Below are 22,034 nucleotides of genomic sequence, written 5' to 3' on the forward strand. Positions count from 1 at the left end.
CCTCCTTGGTCTCATTTAGAAAAATTCCCCGTCCTGAGTCGTGGCCGCGCGCATCCCTTTCCAGAGCGGAATCAATTGTCTCAAGAGAATATCGGCCTGCCGTGACGAGAGCTGTGTGGCCGCATCGCTCTTCGCTTGATTCGGATCGGTGTGCACTTCCAGAAAAAAGCCATCCAGATAACCTGTGGCCGTTGCCGCCCGGGCCAGCACCGGTGCGAATCCGCGCAATCCTCCGGAAATCTCGCCACTCGCGCCACCGGCAGCGGGCAGCTGCAGGCTGTGGGTGATATCAAAAATCACCGGCGCTCCCAAATCGGACATCACCTTCAATCCGCGCATATCCACTACCAGATTACCATATCCGAAGGTGGCTCCTCTCTCGGTGAGCGCAAAATCCGGCGTGAGTCCATCTTCCTTGGCCGCAGCGAGCACCTTGCTAATAATATGCTGAGCATTTTCGGGAGCCAGAAATTGACCCTTTTTCACATTCACCGCGCGTCCGGTTTTGACCGCCGCGACGACCAGATCGGTCTGCCGACAAAGGAACGCGGGAATCTGCAACACATCGATAACTTCCGCCGCCGGGCTCACCTGGGCGGTTTCATGCACATCGGTGAGCACCTTCAGCCCCGGGAATTTATCTTTGAGCTGCGCGAACCAGCGGCAGGCCTGATCGAGGCCTGGTCCACGGTAACTCTGAATGGAGGTACGATTCGCTTTATCAAAGCTGGCTTTAAAGACCAGTTCAAAATCAAGTTCCTTCGCGAGTCCGAGAAGCTGCGTACAGACCGTTTCCAGGAGTTCATAGGATTCAGCCATACAGGGCCCGGCAATGACGACAGGTTTGCTGGGTTGGCGTTTAAACAATGGAGTATGCATAGCGGGCCTTTCACGAGTGCGTCAGGAAAAGAAGGTTACCATTGGCACAGACTCTGTTACTCTAGTCGGGTGCATGAGGCAACTCAAGCCTCTCGCAATGATTTGGCTTTATACGAAGAAAGTCTTGACTGAAAATCAGGACTGCTTTATTTACGAATCTCCCTTTTGGGAAGTGGCTCTTTAGCTCAGTCGGTAGAGCAGTGGATTGAAAATCCACGTGTCCCCAGTTCGATTCTGGGAGGAGCCACCATTATGTTCCTTCGGTGGTAACATGGATATCTTTTTGACAGTCGTTCACATCGCAGCTGCTATCTTTATGATTATTGTAATCATAGTGCAAGGCGGCAATTCTGGCGGTGTAGGCGCAGCCTTTGGTGGTGGCAACTCGACAGGTCTCTTTGGTGCTTCTGGTGCCACGAGTTTCCTTGGCAAGATGACTTACCTGATGGCCGCAGTATTCATGGTTACGAGCATTGCATTGACGATGGTCAAGGGCAGTTCTGGTAAGACCGGATTGACGGAACGCCTGGAACAGGCCGGAAGCAAAACCGAGCAAACCACTCCAGCCCAGCCTCAGCCCGAAGCAGCTCCTGCTGTTCCGCCAGCTGAAGGTCAAGCACCCCAAGCCGAACCGAACACACCCTAATTCTATTGCTCAGGTGGTGGAATTGGTAGACACGCATGTTTGAGGGGCATGTGCCGAGAGGCGTGCGGGTTCAAGTCCCGCCCTGAGCACCAGTCTACTAAAAGTCAAACCCGGTGGCCGTGAGGCAGCCGGGTTTTTGATTTTTGTCCTCTAAACGCTTCGAAACCTTCAGTTTTCGTTCTCAGATGACCAAAAGAGTTTGATCTCAAGCCTTTTCCATGATATTTCGACGCATCAAAATGGGTGTACCCCGCCTACGTGCCGAGGATATTGATGGCAACCATGATCAAATATATGACCGCAATTCTCTCTCTTCTCCTCGTATGTGCATGCACGCGTCTTGGGAATTCAGTTGAACATATATCCATAATCTGCGGCGAATATCCAGCTACCGGCAAGAGGTTTATCAAAGTCAAAGACTGGGACCGTTCACCATTTGAGGCTGTCGTTTTTCCTACTCACCCTTTGACGACGCAATTCCACTATGATCAACGCTTCACGCCGCGGATAACGGCCAGAAATTGCATTGAACTCAGCACGGAATTCAACGGAGTTCTCGCACTACGAAAAGACGAACATGGTCAGATGCTGACTATCAGCCCTGGAACAGAATTCCAAAACCAAGTCACCGGCTCTGCACTTATAGCTCAGGCTGACATTATTAGCTGTCCGGGCAAGACCTTGTATACCAATGAGTCCTTGGAACCACGAGTTGAAAAAAAATCTTTTGTGACAGCTATTCTGCCTTATTATTCCACAAGCATCCAAGATCCTCACGGGAAACAACAATATGGAACTTCATCCCACGCAAACCCGGTCGTCGATTTTCATACACCCGGTGCCTATCAAGTCACCTTTAGTACATGGGATGCCTTCAATCCGAACAAGGGACAAACACTTTTTCCTGAAACGTGCGAAGTGAATTACGATCCGACAACTCCCACACTGACCACTGACCTCGACACATACCAGCGTGGCCAACAAGATGAGTTTCATCTTCTTCCGCAGAATAATGCTTTTAAGCTTCAAGGCACCGATAATGGTGTCCTTACGTTCCACGCATGTTTGAAAAAGCGAAAATCCACTCACATCGCGGAAGACTGTGAATCTAATGAATACCGAACTATTGAACCGACTATCCAGGCACCAGCGGATGGCATCTGGGATCTGCGTGCTTACGCTGAGGATCAGGCCGGAAACCGGTCCGAGATCTTGGAAAGAAGCTTCGCCGTTTTCCACGACAAAGACCTGGTTCAATTGCAGGGACTGGAGATTCAGATCAGTGAAGAATTAAGAGACGGCAAAGTTCTAGCAGCCAGTTCAACTTTCCGAGAGGCTCTGGAAAAGTACAGAGGTTTTGAGCTTACGGAGGAGAGGGATGCTCTTGAAAGCACCCTCCTCACTGCAGCAGCCAGCCTTCAATTCCATGACCAGATTGAGTCGCAACACTCTGAAAGGATAGGATTGAATGTCGCAACTACCAGCCCCGACGGTAAACGAATCGCGCTTCATGAGTATCTCAACCGTCGACTGACAATCTGGGATCCGACCTTAAGGCTCATTTTCAGCCAGGAAAATGTCGTAGGATTCACGTGGATCCGCGACGGCGCGTATATTGTGGATGATGAGGCAAGACTATTCAAATATAAGGAAGGCGGCGTTCCTGCTTATATCAGCACTCTGCCTGACTTGGCCTTTGTCCGCGATCCAAGGCGATCCCAAATAAGGATCTCGGTTGATCCTACGAGCGAAAGTGTTATTGCTCTCGCCAATGATCACGGCGCCCGTGTTTTTTCCCTTGCTCCCGAAACAGAACCGCAGCGGATATGGACATGGAATGTACAGGATAGGAATAGCAGAATTGAATTCTCCTCTACTGGAACCTTTGTAGCATACAAAGGAGGAAACCTATTCCAGGTCATTGATTATAATAAAAGGCAGGCAGTATTTCAAAAAACACCTGAGACAGATGCATCTTGCCGAGTCCACTCTTTTCAATTTAGCCCAGAGAATCTAATATTTGCTTCCCTTGAACCCAAGGCTGAGAATAGCTGCCCTGCTATCATTATCATCGGTGTTTGGAATGGTGAGTTCACCAGTGAAGACATGCTCGTAAAATTCAATATTCAAAATGAACTTTCTGGGCCTTACGATCTTTCTTATCTGAAAGGTTCACGTACCGATCTCTTGCTGGCTTTCGAAAAGGGCAAGTCGAATAAGATTCAATACTTTTCTTTGACTCACAAGGATGGCCTCAAGCTCACTTCCAAAGGGATTGTTCAGCCAAGGAGCCAAGGCATTATCCATGATATCGTGATCGATTCTCCCCGGCATCGCGCTGTCCTGACAAAAGATGATTCATTTGAATTTTTCCATGCCGACGATATCCACCAACTGGCAGATAAGTCCATACGCATAGCACGTCAAGGTCCATCCGAGGCAGTGGTTTTGAATCCCATCAAGATTATCAATACTAATGAAAATATCCAGCTTTACGATCTCGAGCAAGGCTTCCTCGGCACCCGGTACATGGCGAAAGCCCGGGACATCACTTCTCAGAACCTGCAGACCATCCAATTTGAAGATCTGCATCCCGTAATCAATCGAAATACGCTGGAAGTATTGACCTATGATGGGCTTACTCGAGAGTTGAAGTTATCCGATGGTCAGCTCAAAACCAAAGCTGCCTGGGCGGTTGACTTTGTCCCTACGGCCTTGGATCACTTTAAAGGTGAATTTTATGTTGCTGACCTGGATGGACGTATCTATGTCCTACCCGCCCAGGGTCAAGCCTTGATGGAAGTTGTAAATTTCTAGGCGCCTATCATTAAATTTGAAAGATTTGACGAGGGATTCATTGCTAAAGTCGCTGAAATGGAAACCGGAAACTATAATATCAACAAGATTATATTCAACTCTTCTGTCGAATCCGTGTGGAAACGCGTGGGGAGCGGGACATTTACCAGTACCAACGATCGCCGCCTTTACCACCTTAAATTTGGAAATCGCTATGTACTGAAAGTTCCTGGATTCGAAAAAGTTTTTTCATCCAATGTAGGCATGGTAAAGGAGTCCTATTTGCATCCCGAGACAGGAGACCTCTATCTCCTGAGAGACGTCAATATCGTCAAATTCGCCAGGGCACCAGGATATAACCGCCCGGAAACTATTGCTGGCGGTGCCGCAGAGCAGGTATTCCCATCTAAATTCGGTACACTCATTCAGATAAATGGGCGTATTTCCCTTCTGGATGAGACTGCGGGTACATATGAAACGATCGTGGAAAGCAGTATGGGCTTTAAACCCATAAGTGGCAGCCATATCCTGACGGAAAATTCAAAAGGGGAATTCAAAATCTATGATCTCCAAAGGAGAAAGGTTGCATTCTCCTTGCCATCTCTGCTGGCAACTATTGGTGAGATGACGTGCCATGACCTGGGAAAATCATTTCTTCTTTCAAGGCACGAAACGTCAATGTTATCGCGACTTGATCGCATTTTGCTCGAATTTGAAGAATCCGAAGGCCCGCTGAACTGACGTTTATTTGCTAGGATGAACAGCAATGAGAAACTGGTTTTTAATTTCGCTTTATTTCACCCTACATTCGACAGCGTGCACGAAAATATCCAATTCCCATAACGACAGAATTATGGCATGCGGATCTCTTCCGTCTGCGATGGATAAAGAAATTGTTTATGTGCCGGGGCAGACTGCAGCCACCATGTCTGCAAGTCTACTAAGGCCCGACAGCACGTCTCTGGCATTGGACGTCACGGAAAAGGGGTGTGTACTTATCCCAAAGGTGGATGAAAGCGGCTCAGAAATTCTATTCAAGTCGAAGGTGGAAGCCAAAAGGCTCGCAGAAATCATGCTGCTCACCGAAGTTCTTCAACGAAAAGTAATCATCCTTCACGACATGGCAACTTACAATGTTAACATGGGGTGCAATACCGGACCAGCCTCAATAAACACCATCGTCCATACTCGTGATCACTTCAATGTTTGGGCAGAAGTCACTTCGGAGACGGAAGACAACCTCCCTGCTTCTCGGCACTTCAATTTCGCTACGGTTTTCCCTAGCTCTGAAGGCCAGGTTTCCTGGCAGGGAAGGGCAGAGGTCGTTTCAACAGGAAACCTCGCCGAAGGCCAACACGAGTTCCAGCTTGTAGCACGCCTCAAAGCTTTTCCCGAGATAGCATTTACAAAGGATTGTTCTGTAATCAAGGACACAACAGCTCCCATCGTACAACCGATTAACAAGTCCCGTTATTACAAAGATATTAACCCAGCAATCCTGCAACTTCTTCCCGCTGAAATACTGGAATTGGATACCACGGATGGGAACCTTGTCACGCTCAGCACATGCTGGAGATCGCAGGCCATGCCAAATTGCAATCTTGAACCTGCTGGCAAACAAACAGTTAGCGCCCCAACAAACGGCAGCTGGATCCTGCATATCCACGCTGAAGATCAAGCAGGCAACACGAGCGATACTCAATGGCCTGTCATAATTTATGAGAAAGACAGAGTTACTACACTAGGCCAGTCAGCACTTTCTGCTCAATTGCTAGCTGAATCTAACCGATGGCTGGAAGGTCTAAAGCTCATTGTGCGAACGGCATCCGAATGGGCAAGTATGCCGAATACTGACCACTTGCATGAAGTCGAATCTCAGCTTCGCGCAGCATTCATTCGCCTTTTTTTCGATCAGAAACCCGTCCTTATTCAATTTGAGCATAAGCAGAACCTTGAATATCTAGGGAATCATAAATTTTTCTACTCATCAGTAGAAAAATATCTCGATAAAGAAGTATTGATCTTTGAAATACATGATTTTTCGAAAAAGCCAGCCCTCCACATCAAACATGTGATTGAAAGATCACCTTTACTTGGTGAAGTCGTTGTTTTGAGTGCAATGGAAAACAAGAAGTTCATCCTCGTTAGAACCAGTATTAACACGTGGAAACTATTTGATACTAATCTGACTGAGGTAAGGACGTTTGAAGTTCCAGATGCAAAGAAGGATGACAGTCTTGTCTATTTCCCAGCCTATGATCAGGCCATTCTCGAGACACATCGACAATATTACCTTCTGACGGAAGACGGCAGTAGGATCAGCACGGATTTTTCTAGATATGAGAGCAGCAAAATACGCACTTATCCAAATGATCGTATCCTTTTTAGTCTAGATGAAAATCTGGTATGGAATCCGAAAGGACAGGTCATTTTCGATGGAAAGCTGCATCGCCAGCAACTCAGAGTATTGCCAACGATAGAGCAGTTCTCCAAGGAGATTCACCTTGCATCCTTCTCCTGCGATGACAGGAAAGTCTGCGAATTTCAACTGGTTAATAAGGACCCAGATATTCCACAATTGTCCAAGCCAATCAAAGTTCCATATGGGGCAAGGTACCACACATCAATTTCAAGAGATGGACAAAAGTTGCTTTTTTCGCTGGACCAAAATACTCTCGGACTTTGCAGCTTCCAATCAGGAGAATGTCATCAAAGGACATTTCCAGCAAAAGTCATTGCCACCTGCCTGGACCCCGCTCGCAGCGAATTTGTCATCCTAACTTCAGAGGCAACGTATGTTGGCCAGAGTCCTGAGGTCGCTCAAGAATCCCAGCTCTATAGCACCTACTTGCACAATGTTGCAGGTCAATGTCGTTCCACTGAACTGGGAATAGTTTTAAAGAACTTCAATGAAACTATAACAATTTATTCTGGTGACACTCGGACATTTCCCGGGTCCGTTGATTTCACATCTGATGGAATCTACGCAATGGAAGCTGGGCTGAACAGCAGCGAAGTAAGAATCATCAGCACCATGCATCCTCCTTATGAGACGCAGGGTGCACATTCACCTTCGATGATTCCAGAGCAACATTATTTTTATCAGAATGGCCGTATCATGGTTTCCATTGGCGACTCTTTCAATATCTATGACCTCGCGACAGGCATATCCTGGGATCATCTGGAAAAAAGCATTCAATCCGCTGGAATCCCTATGAAGATGCTCACCAGCCGTAGAGAAGATGAACTTGTTGTTCAGTATGTGGACAAAATATCGACGTTTGATACCAAGGATGGAAGCGAAATCGTACTCTTTCAAGCCCCTGATACTATAATGAATTCAATGGATTATAGAGATCTCTATCTCATTCAGAGCAAATCTCATTTTACCCTCATAGATCACGATGGCCACCCCCAATTCCTATCTCAATTCAAACTGCCGGACAACCTGGGAGACCCTATTTGCACAGCCTTCGACAGCAGTCTGAGCCAATTTTTTCTACTCTATGAGCAGGAAACCCTTCTCAGCATTGATGTGAGAACTGGGCGTATTGGTAGAGCACGCTTGGAATCTCATGCTCAGTATCCCGATCCTATTCAGATCACCAGTTGCATTATGCATTGGAATGAATCCGATGCCAGCCTGTACATTGCGAATGACATGTCTTACCTGTGGAGATGGAAATCAGTTGATGACTCCGAAGCTGAATTCATTGTTGGCGACATTGGTATTGAACTGAGAGCGCTCAATGCTACGCCATCGGGAAAAGTGGTCATGATTAGCAGCGACATGACCTATGACAAAATTCTGGTTTTCGATCCAAAAACAGGTCATATTAAGCGAACGGGACTGGGCATAGACATTCGAGGCGGATGGGTAGACAACCAGACCAAAACGGTTTATCTAGCTGGATTTAATGGCGAGATTATCGCTCTGAATCCTGATCTTGAAGACATGGCCAGCATTGTCTGGAAAACCTCCACAGGCCAAAATTTGTCAGGCATTATTGTTTCGGAACATGAACAATCATTAGTCATCAAGTCTTTTGATGGCAAGATGATGAGCCTGGATCTCGGTATTCCTAGTCTGCTCAATAGAGCATGCGAATGGTTACAGGAAGCAAACGAGGCGACTGACTTCAACAGATTTTGCAACTAACGGGCCCCAGGTCTTAAAAACCTGAGGCCGCAATACATCCAAAAGGGGAGACCAGGGGATTATTGGCCGGATCTTGCTGAAGCGATGATCGAAAGAGGACATGACTTTCAGGTCTTCATTTCATATGACAGAGAAGGCAAACCCACCAGCGAAAGGCGAATACTCTCCAAGGGCTGCAGATTCCGACTAAACAGAATATTTAGGATAGAGTCAAGCATCATGACTGCAGCCAAATATGAATTGCTGTCCGTGAGCCCTGAATGTGAAGTCCCACACTTCTATGTCTCGGACCCATTTGACTGCATCAATGAAAAGACTCCTCCGCCCGACTGCTTCATACATACCAACGTTTCCATGGTGCCTTGTCCTTATAGTTCTCTCAGCTCACGCTGCCAAGTTAATGCAAGGACATGCAGTTAAAGATCGAGGGTAACTTATGGAAACCAAGTGGAACTTTTTATTTCTCGTATTTTTAGCCGCGAATTTCTCATGCCAGCATGTCAAGCAAATCGACGACCACTATTTGCTGGGCAAATGCTTTTTCAGCACACCTTTAGTTTTACAAAGGGGAGAACCAGGCCACTACTGGCCTGCTCTTGCAGAAGCGATGATCGAGAAGGGAAATGACTTTCAAATCTTCACCACAAGCGATAGAGAAAAGAAGCCCACCAGCGAAAGGATAAAGCTCTCCAATGGCTGCACTTTCAAACTAAATAGAATGTTCAGAACAGAGTCCAGCTCATTGACAGCGGCATACTACGAATTGCTTTCTGTTAGCCCGGAATGCGAAATTTCACACTTTTACGGTTCAGACCTTTTTCGCTGCATCAATGAAAAATCGACTGAGCCCGACTGCTTTGTAAATAACAATTTAACCATGGTGCCTTGTCCCTAAGTCTTCCAGGCTCAAGCCGCCAGGCTTGTGCCTTTTGGATCACACCTGTGCTTCTGTAGAGCCCTCACAGTCTGGATTTCATTAATTATTCTCACACACTCCCCTGGTTCCCTGCTTGCATAGGCTGCTTGGCTAAAAAATAGCAAAGGAACCAGGTATGAAATCCAAATTATTGTTCGTCACAACACTTATGCTCACGCTCAGTCAAACAGCCTGCCTCACCACGGTCCACACCCGGCCGCACCACGATCATCACCCCCACAGGCACAAACGCACCGTCCATGTCTCTCATCCCCGCCCGGTCTACGTTCCAGCCCCAAGGCCAAGACCAACAGTCGTCACTGTCCGCCGTTATTAATCCAGATTGCGATCTGTTCGAGCGTTTGATGCAGGACTTCTGCATCTTCCGCTTTCACCATCGCGCAGGCTTCATTCAAGCGTTCATCTTTCATCACCGCCATGGCAATCAAAGCATTCCGCCGCAAACCCTCGCGCTTGGCGCGCGTTAAGGGAGTTCCGCCCATCCAGCTTTCGTAGCGTTGTTGGGTCATGGTTGCGAGATCAAAAAGATCGGGATTGGTGAGGTCAGGTCGGGTGGGTTCTTTGGTAGGGAGAGCCTTACGGTTGTAAGGACAGGCGAGCTGGCAAAGGTCACAGCCGAAGACGTAGGTGGGAAGATGAGGCCAGAATTCAAAAGGAATGGTTCCCCGGTGTTCGATGGTCCAGTAGGCAAGACACTTGCGGGCATCGAGTTTGTAGGCTGTGTCGAGTGCACCAGTTGGACAATGAACTTGGCAACGCCGGCAGGAACCACAACCACCATCTTCGGTTCTTTGAGTGGGGTCCACTGTGGAAGCAGGGTCACTTAATGTAATGTGGTGACTTAAAAGAATTTCACCGATCAACATCAGACTACCGTGATCGGGATGAATGAAGCAGGTATTTTTTCCTATGAATCCACGCATTGTGCGAGCCGCCAAAGCCCGCTCGAGCAAAGGTGCGCTGTCGATCGTCACACGACCTTCCAGCCCGGGGATTTTCTCCTGCAGTTGATCGAGAATGCGCGCAGCCTTCTGCTTCATCGATTTATGATAATCCCGCAGACGCGCATATTGAGCGACCCGATATTCCCCTCTCAAGGCCGCGTTGAGTTTATCACCCTGGTAGTAGGGCAAAGCAAAAATCAAAGCCTGAACAGAATCCGGCAATAAACCCCGCGGGTCTTCGCGAAGATGCCGGTTATTCTCAAGAAACTGCATCCCCGCATGCTGGCCCTCACTCAACCATTGCTCAAACAGCTGAAAGCGGGGCTCGGGCCCGAGGTCCACCAGACCCAAAAGGAGCAGACCTTCATCACTGCAAAGTTTTTGCAGCTCCTCCCGGTTCATGGACTCCGACCTCGCAACATGGCTTCAACTTCTCTGAAATCCGCGGATTTCCCCCACCAAAGCTTCTGAGCCAGGAGCGCCTGACCAATCAGCATCGGCAATCCATCCTGAACAGGCAAACCAGTAGCCTTCAATGCATCCAGCAGACCTGACGTTTTTCCATAAACCAGATCCACAAACGTCCCTTGAAACGCCCCCAAACCCGGCAGAAGAAAATCCAATCGATCCCCATGCAGGGGCGCACTCGTCGTCTGCAGCAAGAGACTCTTCGGAAACCGCCGGCACACCGCATCCAGCGTGCCCACATTCAAATCATGAAACTCCACGCGTCCCGCTGGCTTTTTCCACTTCGCATCCCGCTCTGCCGTCCGCCGCAACACAATTAACGGCCGCTGACTCACCTTCAAGAAATGCTCATAAAGCGCCAGCGCCGCTCCACCATTCCCCAGAAAAACGACAGCCTCATGATCCTCAAGCCCACGATTCAATTGCTCAAGGCCCAGCAGAAAACCCGCCGCGTCGGTCGACGTCGCCTCCCACCCCTTTTTCCCACGATAAATGGTATTCACAGAAGCCAGCCCGGACGCTGGAAACATCCGAGCCGCATCCTCCTTGAAGGGGACGGTTATATTAAATCCAAACGCTCCCATATCCCACATGGCCTGAAAAAAATCGGGTCCGGGAAAGCGTCGTGTCGCGCTGTCGAAACAAAGATAAACGGCATCCACAGCCAGCCGCGCCGCGGCAAAGTTATGGATCAAAGGTGAGAGGCTATGACTGATCCCACTGCCCAGGAGACCCAGGCAGCGGCTTGTGGATTGAATCATAAGATCTTCCCTGTGAGGCGGGCGTCAGGCTCAGGCGGGAGGCTGCTGCTCCGTCTGCTGTTGACGCATCTCGTGCATGGGAAGGTTATGCTCGATGAATTGAATATTGACGAGGATATTTTCCGGAGAACCGCCGAGGCTCTTCATCTGTGTCACTTTGCCACGAATGGGCGCGTGCTCAGCGCCGTCATGAGCCCGCAGGTGGCCCAGGTCCAAATGGAGCTGGCTTCCCTTGCGCAGACCACGATCCGCCACTACCAAAGTGGCACGGTCTGAGGTGAGCGAACGGAGATAACCCTGACGCGGCGACTCGGATTCGCGCTCGGTCGTGTAGGCGATTTTCATATATAACTGATCTGTCCGGGTTTCTTCCAGAGGGGGGATTGTCTGACGCTGGCGACGAAAATACCAGATGACAAGGGGCCCGATGACAAGAAGCACCGTGAAACCCAGAAGCAAGGCAAATATGCCGATTCCACCACTGGGATCTGTACTTGAAAGTTCTAGAGCCATGCCCTGCCCAATCTGTTCCCTCGCTTGACAACCGGCCTGGATCGCCGTGCTATACTTGTGATAGGCAATTGCGCCTGTTATCAGGTGATGTTACATATCAGGGCAATTCTTTTGCGCACCTTTGAAGACGATTATAAAACACAATTCTCTTAAGCGCAAAGGGACTCAATCTGCAGCAAAGGATATTTTTTTGAAAGTTTTGCGCAGTCCTTCAACTCCCATCCCTCACTCATTTCCCATGGAAGCGAGCGCCATCACGATCGGTAACTTCGATGGTTGCCATCGTGGGCATCAGGAACTCATCTCCCGTGTGCGCGTTCGAGCCCAATCCCAAGGATATTCCAGTCTCTGCTTAACCTTCGATCCCAATCCGAAACAATTCTTCAAGCCGGATCGTCAGGTTGGTAAACTTTTCCAATCCCAACAAAAGCTGCGAGCCCTTGCTGAGCTTGGACTCGACTTTACCGTGATCCAGGAATTCAATTATTCTTTCAGTCAGCTGAAACCTAATGAATTCTATCAGATGCTTCTTAAGCAAAGCCTAAGAGCCCGCGCCATAGTCGTCGGCCACGATTTTCGTTTTGGGAAAAACCGGGAAGGCACGATTGAAGTTTTGCAAAAACTCGCAGCTGCGGATGACTGCGCGGTGGAAGTGGTGGAGCCCCAGGACTGGAAAGGTCAGGTGATCAGCAGCAGCGCCATTCGCAGCTATTTGCAGGAACGCGAGTTGGAAAAGGCGCGCGAACTTTTAGGGCGGCCCTATCTCTTGGAAGGCCCGGTGGTGAGTGGAAAGAAACTCGGGCGACAGCTTGGTTTTCCGACAGCCAACATCATGACGAGTGATCAACTCCTGCCTGGCCTGGGTGTTTACGCAGGTCTGGTCGTGGTGGCGAAAGAACCCAGCATTTTCAAAATTCCCGCCGCCTGCAAACCCTGCATTCTGAACATCGGCCGACGGCCGACCGTATCGGGCGGGGAACCGGCTGTCACCACCGAGGTTCATATCCTGACCGATGATATCGGACCGGATGCCTTGTACGGGGAAACCCTGGGCGTGTATCTGACTCATTTTGTGAGGGCGGAGCAAAAGTTTGCGTCCCTTGATGAACTGAAGCAGCAGATTGCAGCGGATTGTCAGAAGGCGCGGGCTTTGCTGGAGCGATCCTAAAGCAAGGGAGAAGGCCTCCCTTGCCGCTCTTCCTGCTTAACGATGGTTGGCGCTGATTTCCGTGAACACGACATTCGCATAAGTCTTCGCCGCCCAGTCGCTCACATCGAAACTGACCCGCCGAATCTCGCGATCGCCGGTGTATTTGGACTCAAAAATCACCGTCACACGGTTGCCTGTGACCGACAGGATCTGACCGTTCACGGCCGACACATCAAAATCCTGGGCCTTGGGCGCGGGGTCCTGATCAAAGTGCGAGCAAGGATCCGCAACCAGACCGGTCCACGGTTCCGTTCCACTCTCACGCGTGGGAATCAAAGGCAATGCTTCGCCCGTGCTGACGTTCAACAGCACCATCTGATTCTGCGGCTGCACCTTGGTCTTGCAGAACCACGCGTCATATCCTGTGACGAGGACATAGGCTCCATCCGCTGTCGCCGAGATGTTGCCCACGGTCAGGGGCTGATATTTGAGCCAGTCTCCCGCTGAAAAATTCACGGCGGTCGCACTGAAACCCTGGAACTGCTGAGCTTCCTGTACTACTCCAACATTTTTTTGATAGTTTTCAGCTTCGGTTGTATAGGTTCCCAGTTTGGCCTTCAAGCGGGACGTCGCCAGCGTTTTCGCATGAATAAGTCCGAAGGCGGACGCCGCGCTGGGCACGGCGGCATCCACGGCACTCAGCGTAAGACTTTCCGGCTGTAAATCCCAGCTGCCGCTGGCGGAGCGTTTGCGATACTGCACGGTCACCTGACCATCCGTCGCCGTTTTGCGGGTGAAGACATAAACATCGGAACCGCTGACGGCAAACTGCGCACCGTATTCCCCGCTGATCACTGGCGCTGCCGCGGTCGCCACCGGCGAACCGGGGGTAAAGGAATAAATATGTACGGAGTCCACCCCGGCCTTGCGTTCCGTGTAGGCGAAATAAGGCTGGCCCGATGGAGCGAGGGACAGGTCCCGCACGCGAACGCCAGTCTCAAGGTCCAGAGTGGTTTGCTGGGTCAGGTCGAAGGAGTTCAGGAGTAGATAGTTCTTTTCGGTTCCGTAACGCCAGGTTAGGATCCAATTGCCATCATCGCTTAGGCTGGTTATCAGTTCGTCAGTTGCCGGCTCAATCGCGATGGTCTTGGCGAGCGGCGCAAGTTTCGGGTCGGCACTTTCGTTGTAAAGGTAAACCCGATAAGCCCCCGCATCGCGGAGGGACAAAAACGCAAGTTTTTGGCCATCGGTGCTGGATTGTGGTGCAAAATCAAGATAAGCGGTGTTTTCAGCAACGGCCGCTGTACTGTTTCCGGTCGTGGTTTCGTCAGTCGTACTACTGCCACAACTGATAAGCCAGAAGGCCAAAGGCCCAATCCAAGATCGCATAAGACTTTGATTCCTCCGATGTTGGGAAAACGCCGACAGGTATTTTATTCCTATGGGCAAGCAGGAGCTAACGGGCTATGCTCAAAGGGTGGAGCCCTCTCCGCCCATATCAATGGCACGTCCCTCAAGGACATTTCCAAGCGCGGCACCGATTATAACCATGAACGCAGAAAAATTGCGAAAGTTAAACCATAAGAGCCAGGATGACCGTTATTTTAACCGGGAATTGAGCTGGTTGGCTTTTAATTTTCGAGTTCTCGAAGAAAGTCGTCGCTCTCGTACGCCACTTTTGGATCGATGTCGCTTTCTAACCATCTGCTATTCGAATCTTGATGAGTTTTTCATGGTTCGGGTGGCGGGGAAAAAGCGCTCCCTTCGGCAGGGTTCCTTGCCGGGCGACAGCCCCGATCAAATGTCCATACCGGACACCCTGGCGCGCATCCATGAAGGAACCAAGCGGCTGGTCGAGGATATGGGGCAGATCTGGAACGGTGAGCTACTCCCTGAGCTCAAGGCCCAGAACATCCGCCTGGAAAAGCTCGACAAGCTCGAAGCAAGCGCCCAGGAAACCCTGGCCCAGTATTATCGCGAAACCGTGCTGCCGGTCCTGACGCCGTTGGCCGTGGACCCCGCGCATCCCTTTCCCTTTCTTGCCAATCGACGGCTTTATCTGGTCGTGGTGTTCAAGCTGGAAAAAGAGGAGAGTGCGGCTCTGCCACCGATCGCCTTTGTGGAAGTGCCGAATGTGTTGCCACGTCTTCTGCCGGTGAACACCGATCCCAACGATCGCGTGTTTGTCATGATGGAGGACCTGATCGCAACGCATCTCGATACGCTGTTCTTTGGAATGCCGATCACTGCGGCCTATCCGATTCGCGTGACACGCAATCTTGATTTCAAACTGATGGAAAGTCAGGTCGTCGACCTTTTGAGTTCGGTGCAGACAGAGGTCAAGGCGCGCGATCAGGCCGAAGCCGTGCGTTTGGAATACGGTGCGGATCTTCTGCCCGACCTGCGGGCCTATCTGGAACTGCGTCTGGGCTTGAGTCCCGAGGACAGCTATGCCCTGAACTGCCCTTTGTCGATGAGCGATGTCACACTTTATGAAATTCCGCGGGATGATTTGAAATTTCCGTCCTTCAACCCGCGTCTGCCACCGCGCATGAATACGCAGAGGAGCATTTTCGGTCTGATTCGTGAAGAGGATATGCTCCTGCATCATCCTTTTGAAAGCTTCTATGCGGTCATTGAGCTGTTGCACACCGCAGCCTGGGATCCTGATGTCCTCGCCATCAAGCAAACCCTTTACCGCACCTCCGGCGATTCGCCGATTATTGATGCTTTGATTCTGGCCGCCGAACAGGGCAAGCAGGTCACCGCCGTGGTGGAGCTGAAGGCACGCTTCGATGAAAGCAATAACATCACCTGGGCCCGCCGTATGGAGCGCGCAGGGGTGCATGTCGTCTATGGTTTCGTCGGATTGAAAACGCACTGCAAGATGACCCTGATCGTGCGGCGCGAGGATAACCTGCTTCATCGTTATGTGCACCTTTCCACCGGCAACTATAATTCGACGACGGCACGCCACTACGTGGACATCGGTTATATTACGGCCCGTCCGGCCTTTGGTGAGGATGCGAGTCTTCTCTTCAATATGCTGACCGGCTTCAATATCCTGAGCCGCGAGACGGAAGGCTTTAAGCCCATGCCTTCACCCTTGCATAAACTCATCGTCGCCCCGCTTTATCTCCGCGATGAACTGATTCGCATGATCAATCGGGAAATTCAGGCCCACGAAGAGACCGGCGACGGCTTGATTTTTGCGAAAATGAACTCGCTCGTGGATAGTGCTTTGATTGAGAAACTCTATGAAGCCTCACGCTCGGGTGTTCGGATACGCCTGATCGTGCGCGGCATCTGCTGTTTGCGTCCTGGAGCGGCGGGACTGAGCGAGAACATCGAAGTGATCTCAATCGTCGGCCGCTTTTTGGAACACAGCCGCATCTTCTATTTCCGCAACAAAGGGGCGAACGATGTGTATCTAGGCTCCGCGGACTGGATGCCCCGCAATATGGATCGCCGCATCGAGGTGATCTTTCCCATCGATGATGCCAAAGCTCGCAACCGCATCATTAAGGAAATCATCCCGACCTATTGGGCTGATACGGAGAACGCCTGGCAGCTGCATAGCGATGGTGCCTATACGATGCGCAGCCTAGAGGCAGGGCCAAAATGGGACTCTCAGCAAAAGTTTATTGAAATTGCCCGGGAGCAAGGTATCAAATCACTTCCATATGACAAAGCCATACGGCATGATTTGAAGCGTAAAGGACGGCCGATCGTGAAGAAGGTCGGCAGCCGAAAAACTGTGAAGTCAGAGGACTAAGGCCATTCCAATCCGACCGAGTTTTCAACCGAAGTCCCCTCTGGCTGTGATTGATCTCGGCAGCAATACCTTTCATTTGGCCATTACCTCACTCGATGAAGCCGGCCAGATCCACGTTATCGACAGCCAGAAGGAAAACCTGCGGATGGCCGAGGCCATCGAAGAGGGCATGATTCCGGACAAGCTGTTCCAACGTGCCACCGAAGCCTTGCTGGCCATGAAAAGCATCGGCCAGAGCTACAAAGCGGAATTCCGCTCCGTGGCAACCCAGGCCATCCGTGCGGCACATAACCGTCTGGCTTTTATCGAGCACATTCAAAAATCCACCGGCCTCAAGATGGAAATCATCGATGGCGTCGAGGAAGCCCGTCTGTCGTTTCTCGGGGTTTCGCAGAGCCTGAGCTTTGGCACGGAAAACCTTCTGTCGGTGGATATCGGCGGCGCATCCACGGAAATCGCTGTGGGACGGGGCGCGGATTGCACCTATCTCAGTTCCCTGAAAATGGGAGCGCTGCTCCTTTCCAAGACCTATTTTTTTGACAAGGGTCATACCTCCGACCAGTTGGAAGAGCTGCGGCAGTATGTGGAAGCCCGCCTGACTCCGATTCAAGCCGATCTTTTTGGAGCGAGCGTACAGAATGCTGCGGCCACCTCCGGGACGGCCAAGGCGCTGGCCCGCATGATTCATCAGGATCGCACCAAAACGGAACTGGACGATCCGCATGGCTTTCGCTTCACGGCAGCCGAACTTTATGCGATGGAACAGGAACTCGGCAAAATACTGGATCCTGGTCGCATCGCAGTGCGCTGGGGCCTGGATGCCCGGCGCGCGGATATCGTTTTATCGGGTTGCGTGATCCTCGCGACCCTGACCCGACTCCTGCAGATTCCGCACTGGATCGTATCCGCGAGCGGTCTGCGGGAAGGCGTGGCCATCGACACCTATGAACGCAAGGGGCTCTTGCCGCGGGCGCACTGGCAGGATCTGCGCTGGCAGAGTGTGGTGGGATTTGCCGGGAAATTGCGTCTGGATCCGGCATTTGCCGCTCAGACCAGTGATCTGGCCGTGCGGATCTTTGATGAACTGATTTCCTTCCCGGCGTTTGCTGATATGTCGAGCGATACAAGGCTCGATCGCGATCTTTTGCTGGCGGCAGCTTACCTTCTGGAAACCGGAAAATTCATTAACTACACGAGCTATCATCGGCATTCCTATTATCTGATTACCGAATCGAACCTCCTTGGTTACACGCAGGAAGAGAAGAACCTGATTGCCCTGATCAATCGTTTTGCCCGGAAAAGCCCGGCGAAATCCAGCAAATCGGATAGCCTGCCGTATCTGGAGCGGAATCTCTCGCGGGTCAACCTTCTGAGTTCGTGTCTGCGGATTGCCCGCTGTCTTTTGCGCACAAGGCAGATGAAGATTCAAAGTTTTAATTTCACGAGGCAGGGCAGCACCTATACGATGCGCATCACCAAAACCCATGGCAGTCGCATGGATGCGGAGAAGCTGGCCTTGCTGAAGGAAGCCCGAAGCCTGGAAAAAGCCCTGGACTGCAATCTGGACTTTCAGTTCGAAGTGGCTGGGAGCAAGCCTTGAGTTATCCAAAAAAATCACCGTACAAGACTTATCGTCATGGTCTGCCTACGGTCCTGCATGCTGATTTCTTTCAAAAGCATAAGCTGCTGGTTCTGCGTGGCGAGGCGGATTTTCTGGTGACAGAAACCGCAAGGAGTCTGCGGGCTCTTTACGAAGCCAAGAGCTGGGCCATTGAACGCTGGGAAGCGCCACAGGTGAATGCCGAGCGCTTTCTGCAGGCGACGGCGGCGGCTTCGCTTTTTGATCCGGAAACCCTGACCTTTATCAACCAGGCTCAGGGGAAAAGTGATCTGGTCGGGCATCTGTCCGCGGTGCGGCAGGCCAAGGATATTCAAAACCCGGTCTGCCTTCTGTGGCGCGGGGGGGATATTCCCGCCAAATTTCAAAAGGAGCTCGACCGCCTGCAGGCCTTTGTCCTGTCCTGCGATGAGCCGGCTCCCTGGGAATTTCGTGATTTTGTCGTGGATCGCGCGCAGCATTATCAGATGAAGCTGGCCGGTGATGCCGCCGATCTGCTGCTCGATGCCGTGGGAACCGACCTTTTCAAGCTCGATAATGAGTTGAATCGGGTGAGTCTGACCCTGGGTGTGCCGGGACAGATGGCGATCGTCACCGCCGAAGCGCTTCGACCCCTGCTGGGATTTTTGCGCGAGGATCATATTTTCAAGCTGGATCAGTTTCTTTGCCAGGAGGCCTATGGCCGCGCCCTGCTCCTTTTGAAGGACCTTTTGGATCGCGGGGAGAAGGCTTTATCGCTGCTGGCGATCCTGGCCATGCACTGTCGCAAGGCCCTGCAGATTCAGGCCGGCGTGCGCACAGGACAGAATCCAGCGGAGATGGCCAGGACTCTGCGCCTGCCGCCGTCGGTGATTCAATCGTATATGGGTTATGTGCAGAGGCGACCGCCTCAGGGTTTTGCCAAGGCCCTCAGGCTTTGTCATGAGGCGGACCGTCGCTTGAAAAGTCGCGGGGCCGGCGAAGAGATCTGGCTGAATCAGATCGTCTGGGAACTGCGGACGCATGCACGGCCGCCGAAGGGCTAGGATTAAAGGCACGCGGACTGGCCCCTGCGGGGCTGACGTGGTGAAAGGGCCAGGGCTAAGGGCAACACGGGGCCCCTTCGGGGCTGACTTTTTCTGGGGCGGGATCAATCCCGCACCGTGAGAATCTCCACACGCCCATCGCTGCGTATCGCCAGCGTATGTTCAAACTGAGCGGACAGGGAACCATCCAGCGTGACGGCTGTCCAGCCGTCCTTCTTCACTTTCGTGCGCCAGTCCCCTTCATTGATCATCGGCTCGATCGTAAACACCATCCCGGCCTCCAGCCGCACACCGCGCCCGGGTTCGCCATAATGAAAGATCTGCGGATCTTCATGAAAGTTTTTGCCGATGCCATGCCCCACGAAGTCACGCACCACCGAATAACCGTTGGCGTGGGCATGCTTTTGAATGGCGGCACCGATATCTCCGACGCGCGCCCCGGGACGGACCACGGCGATGGCCTGATCCAGGCATTCCTTGGTCACCCGCACGAGCTTTTTCGTTTTCTCACTGCAGTTGCCGACAAGATAAGTCCGCGAAGCGTCCCCATGATATCCCTCGACGATCGGTGTGACGTCGATGTTGATGATGTCACCTTCCTTCAAACGGGTTTTGGAAGAAGGAATGCCGTGACAAACCACATCATTCACGGATGTGCAGATGGATTTGGGAAAGCCCTTGTAGTTCAAGGGAGCAGGGATGGCCCCGCGTGATACGGTATATTCGTGACAAATATCGTTCAATTCCAGGGTCGTGACACCTGGCTTCACATGGGCTTCGATCATATCGAGAAGTTCAGCGGCCAAACGCCCGCTTTTCTTCATGACTTCGATTTCCTGATCGCTTTTTAAATAAATCACGCGTCACCTCTTAGAGACCAATAAGCTGCCGGAACCAGTCGGGATTTTTGACAGCAATCTCGCCTTTCGGCTGTGGTCGACTTAGGCTGGCTTCCAGGCATACCCGATGCTGCATCAAAACCGAGAAAGGCTCCAGCTTATACACCAGTTCATGGATCTTTTCCAGAAGCGTGAAGTTCGGCGTCCTTTGGGTCAAAGACAGGGCGTAAGCCTCCAGGGCCTGATCCAGATTTTTATCCTGCCAGGACCAGGGCCAGCCGCGGCCGCTGACCCGGCTGTGCAGGTGATCCGTCAAATCCCCATCCGGCCATGATGTCATGATGCCGGTCAGCAGCCCATCAGGAACCGCTTCTCCCTCGGTGATAAAGCGCAATTTGATCCCCAGGGCGCGGAAACTGTCATCGAGGACCTTGCGGAGCAGCGCGGAGCCGGCGTGATCCCGCACCAGGATTTTGACCTCCAGGAGCCTGCCGGAGGCATCACGACGGAATCCATCCTCTTCCAGACGCCGATAACCCAGTTCATTGAGCATCGCATCGGATTTGCCGGGATCATAGGCGGGCACCAGCAGAGTGCGTTTATAGCCTGGATGCGCGCGCAGGATCGGACCCGAGATCAAATCCCCCATCGAGCCGGCACCGGCGCGGAGTATGGCGCCCCGTGGCGTCAGATGCGTGATCGCCCGACGAAATGTTGCATCACGTGTCATCGCACCCTGTGGATTCCAGGCAATCACCGTAATGATGGGCGTATCGAGAGGGTTCCCGCAGGAGAGTTTATCTATAATTGGTTTTCTTGAATCCGTGCCGGGCATCTCATCGCCGAAGGCAAAGGATAAAAGACGTTCGGCTTTCACAGGCCCGGCCAGGGGATTCGGGGTCAAGAGAATATCATGCCGTCCATCCCCACTGCGATCGCGCAGCAGCAGACCGGCCGTTTGAGGTTCCGCACGCCAATCACCGGTACACTGCACGCCGAGCGCGTTGTCGGTTTTCTTGCGGAACGGATGCTCATTAAACACATAAGGTCCGAACTCTGGTTTATGCGTCCACTGAATGGTCAGCGTGCGATCCTTGCTGGTCAGAGTGAAGGCAGGAATGGTCCAGGCGAAGCGACCCTCGGTCAGCTGCTGCGGCTGCAAAGTCTCGCGGACAAATGCTTCCAGATCGGCGGTGCTGACCACCGATTGATCCCACCAGGTCAGGTTCGGGCGGAGCGTAAAGCGCCAGGTCTTGTCTGTCTGCTCCAAAGACTCGAGCAGGACAGGTTCCGAACCATTTTTCTCGAGATTCAGCCGGGTCAGCCCTGGGCAAACCAGACTTTCCATGATGGCGTCATTGCTCAGAATGACCTTTTGTGCTTCATTCAAAGGAAGAGGCCAGCCAGTCACGAGTATCGGGGCTGGTTTTTCTGCATGAACGGTTGAGCCGGAAGCGGCGAGTGCCGGCAGCAGAGCCAGAATACAGGGGGCCTTGGATATCATGATGTCTCGCTTTGAGATCG

General features: G+C 51.7%; 16 protein-coding genes and 2 tRNA genes. 11 read left to right on the forward strand and 7 right to left on the reverse strand.

All coding sequences use genetic code 11. The features are described 5' to 3' along the window. Positions 1-15 precede the first annotated feature (15 nt). Positions 16-879 (reverse strand): 3-deoxy-8-phosphooctulonate synthase, encoded by an 864-nt coding sequence (gene kdsA / locus OLTU_RS30655; RefSeq protein ID WP_141736518.1) that lies wholly within the window; start codon positions 877-879, stop codon positions 16-18. 174 nt (positions 880-1,053) lie between these two features. Here kdsA and OLTU_RS30660 point away from each other — a divergent pair. The 7 genes from OLTU_RS30660 (at position 1,054) to OLTU_RS30690 (ending at position 9,375) form a co-directional block, all read left to right on the forward strand. Next, positions 1,054-1,129, forward strand: a tRNA-Phe gene (locus tag OLTU_RS30660). 21 nt (positions 1,130-1,150) lie between these two features. Beyond that, entirely contained in the window at positions 1,151-1,525 is a 375-nt protein-coding gene (gene secG, locus OLTU_RS30665; RefSeq protein ID WP_141736519.1) for a preprotein translocase subunit SecG, read from the forward strand. Between the two features lie 7 nt (positions 1,526-1,532). Then, positions 1,533-1,617 (forward strand) — tRNA-Leu (locus tag OLTU_RS30670). Positions 1,618-1,798: 181 nt separating this feature from the next. Beyond that, positions 1,799-4,342 (forward strand): WD40 repeat domain-containing protein, encoded by a 2,544-nt coding sequence (locus OLTU_RS30675; RefSeq protein ID WP_141736520.1) that lies wholly within the window; start codon positions 1,799-1,801, stop codon positions 4,340-4,342. Between the two features lie 57 nt (positions 4,343-4,399). Continuing rightward, positions 4,400-5,062, forward strand: a complete 663-nt coding sequence (locus OLTU_RS30680; RefSeq protein ID WP_141736521.1) for a hypothetical protein — start codon at positions 4,400-4,402, stop codon at positions 5,060-5,062. A 139-nt stretch (positions 5,063-5,201) separates the two neighbouring features. Then, positions 5,202-8,480: a hypothetical protein gene (locus OLTU_RS30685; protein WP_218110378.1), complete on the forward strand. Its 3,279-nt coding sequence runs from the start codon at positions 5,202-5,204 to the stop codon at positions 8,478-8,480. Positions 8,481-8,916: 436 nt separating this feature from the next. After that, the gene (locus OLTU_RS30690) at positions 8,917-9,375 is read left to right on the forward strand and encodes a hypothetical protein (protein WP_141736523.1); all 459 of its coding nucleotides are present in this window, start codon (positions 8,917-8,919) and stop codon (positions 9,373-9,375) included. A 338-nt stretch (positions 9,376-9,713) separates the two neighbouring features. Here OLTU_RS30690 and queG read toward each other — a convergent pair whose 3' ends face one another. Genes queG through OLTU_RS30705 form a run of 3 tightly spaced genes read right to left on the reverse strand, consistent with a single transcriptional unit; the run spans position 9,714 to position 11,935 of the window. Next, complete coding sequence (queG, locus tag OLTU_RS30695; RefSeq protein WP_141736524.1) at positions 9,714-10,763, reverse strand: tRNA epoxyqueuosine(34) reductase QueG; 1,050 nt, start codon at positions 10,761-10,763, stop codon at positions 9,714-9,716. Next, the gene (locus OLTU_RS30700; protein WP_141736525.1) at positions 10,760-11,590 is read right to left on the reverse strand and encodes a shikimate dehydrogenase family protein; all 831 of its coding nucleotides are present in this window, start codon (positions 11,588-11,590) and stop codon (positions 10,760-10,762) included. Before OLTU_RS30700 ends, queG begins: the two co-directional genes overlap by 4 nt. A 30-nt stretch (positions 11,591-11,620) precedes the next feature. Then, positions 11,621-11,935: a hypothetical protein gene (locus OLTU_RS30705; protein ID WP_218110379.1), complete on the reverse strand. Its 315-nt coding sequence runs from the start codon at positions 11,933-11,935 to the stop codon at positions 11,621-11,623. Positions 11,936-12,293: 358 nt separating this feature from the next. Between OLTU_RS30705 and OLTU_RS30710 the strand changes: the two genes are divergently transcribed. Then, entirely contained in the window at positions 12,294-13,271 is a 978-nt protein-coding gene (locus tag OLTU_RS30710) for a bifunctional riboflavin kinase/FAD synthetase (protein ID WP_141736527.1), read from the forward strand. Positions 13,272-13,307: 36 nt separating this feature from the next. Here OLTU_RS30710 and OLTU_RS30715 read toward each other — a convergent pair whose 3' ends face one another. Beyond that, positions 13,308-14,642 carry a hypothetical protein gene (locus OLTU_RS30715; protein ID WP_141736528.1) on the reverse strand — a complete coding sequence of 445 codons (1,335 nt, stop codon included), beginning with the start codon at positions 14,640-14,642 and terminating at the stop codon, positions 13,308-13,310. A gap of 160 nt (positions 14,643-14,802) precedes the next feature. Here OLTU_RS30715 and ppk1 point away from each other — a divergent pair, with 160 nt between their 5' ends. The 3 genes from ppk1 to holA are packed head-to-tail and all read left to right on the forward strand — an operon-like array spanning position 14,803 to position 19,671. Next, the gene (ppk1, locus tag OLTU_RS30720; protein ID WP_176737103.1) at positions 14,803-17,028 is read left to right on the forward strand and encodes a polyphosphate kinase 1; all 2,226 of its coding nucleotides are present in this window, start codon (positions 14,803-14,805) and stop codon (positions 17,026-17,028) included. Positions 17,029-17,074: 46 nt separating this feature from the next. Next, positions 17,075-18,628, forward strand: a complete 1,554-nt coding sequence (locus OLTU_RS30725; RefSeq protein WP_176737104.1) for a Ppx/GppA phosphatase family protein — start codon at positions 17,075-17,077, stop codon at positions 18,626-18,628. Then, positions 18,625-19,671, forward strand: coding sequence for a DNA polymerase III subunit delta (holA, locus tag OLTU_RS30730; protein ID WP_176737105.1), 1,047 nt, complete (start codon positions 18,625-18,627; stop codon positions 19,669-19,671). The genes OLTU_RS30725 and holA overlap by 4 nt, the downstream gene beginning before the upstream one ends. A gap of 104 nt (positions 19,672-19,775) precedes the next feature. Here the strand turns inward: holA and map are convergent, their stop codons facing one another. Beyond that, on the reverse strand, positions 19,776-20,531 hold the full coding sequence (gene map, locus OLTU_RS30735) for a type I methionyl aminopeptidase (protein WP_218110380.1): 756 nt from the start codon (positions 20,529-20,531) through the stop codon (positions 19,776-19,778). A 10-nt stretch (positions 20,532-20,541) separates the two neighbouring features. After that, on the reverse strand, positions 20,542-22,014 hold the full coding sequence (locus OLTU_RS30740) for an ABC transporter substrate-binding protein (protein ID WP_141736532.1): 1,473 nt from the start codon (positions 22,012-22,014) through the stop codon (positions 20,542-20,544). Positions 22,015-22,034: the final 20 nt, after the last annotated feature.

This window comes from Oligoflexus tunisiensis, assembly GCF_001748245.1.
GTDB lineage: Bacteria > Bdellovibrionota_B > Oligoflexia > Oligoflexales > Oligoflexaceae > Oligoflexus > Oligoflexus tunisiensis.

What these genes read in the sequence shown, in the direction of transcription:
- kdsA (WP_141736518.1), bottom strand. Translation starts at nt 879, where the DNA reads ATGCATACTCCATTGTTTAAACGCCAACCCAGCAAACCTGTCGTCATT.
- secG (WP_141736519.1), top strand. Translation starts at nt 1,151, where the DNA reads ATGGATATCTTTTTGACAGTCGTTCACATCGCAGCTGCTATCTTTATG.
- OLTU_RS30675 (WP_141736520.1), top strand. Translation starts at nt 1,799, where the DNA reads ATGGCAACCATGATCAAATATATGACCGCAATTCTCTCTCTTCTCCTC.
- OLTU_RS30680 (WP_141736521.1), top strand. Translation starts at nt 4,400, where the DNA reads ATGGAAACCGGAAACTATAATATCAACAAGATTATATTCAACTCTTCT.
- OLTU_RS30685 (WP_218110378.1), top strand. Translation starts at nt 5,202, where the DNA reads ATGGATAAAGAAATTGTTTATGTGCCGGGGCAGACTGCAGCCACCATG.
- OLTU_RS30690 (WP_141736523.1), top strand. Translation starts at nt 8,917, where the DNA reads ATGGAAACCAAGTGGAACTTTTTATTTCTCGTATTTTTAGCCGCGAAT.
- queG (WP_141736524.1), bottom strand. Translation starts at nt 10,763, where the DNA reads ATGAACCGGGAGGAGCTGCAAAAACTTTGCAGTGATGAAGGTCTGCTC.
- OLTU_RS30700 (WP_141736525.1), bottom strand. Translation starts at nt 11,590, where the DNA reads ATGATTCAATCCACAAGCCGCTGCCTGGGTCTCCTGGGCAGTGGGATC.
- OLTU_RS30705 (WP_218110379.1), bottom strand. Translation starts at nt 11,935, where the DNA reads ATGAAAATCGCCTACACGACCGAGCGCGAATCCGAGTCGCCGCGTCAG.
- OLTU_RS30715 (WP_141736528.1), bottom strand. Translation starts at nt 14,642, where the DNA reads ATGCGATCTTGGATTGGGCCTTTGGCCTTCTGGCTTATCAGTTGTGGC.
- ppk1 (WP_176737103.1), top strand. Translation starts at nt 14,803, where the DNA reads ATGAACGCAGAAAAATTGCGAAAGTTAAACCATAAGAGCCAGGATGAC.
- OLTU_RS30740 (WP_141736532.1), bottom strand. Translation starts at nt 22,014, where the DNA reads ATGATATCCAAGGCCCCCTGTATTCTGGCTCTGCTGCCGGCACTCGCC.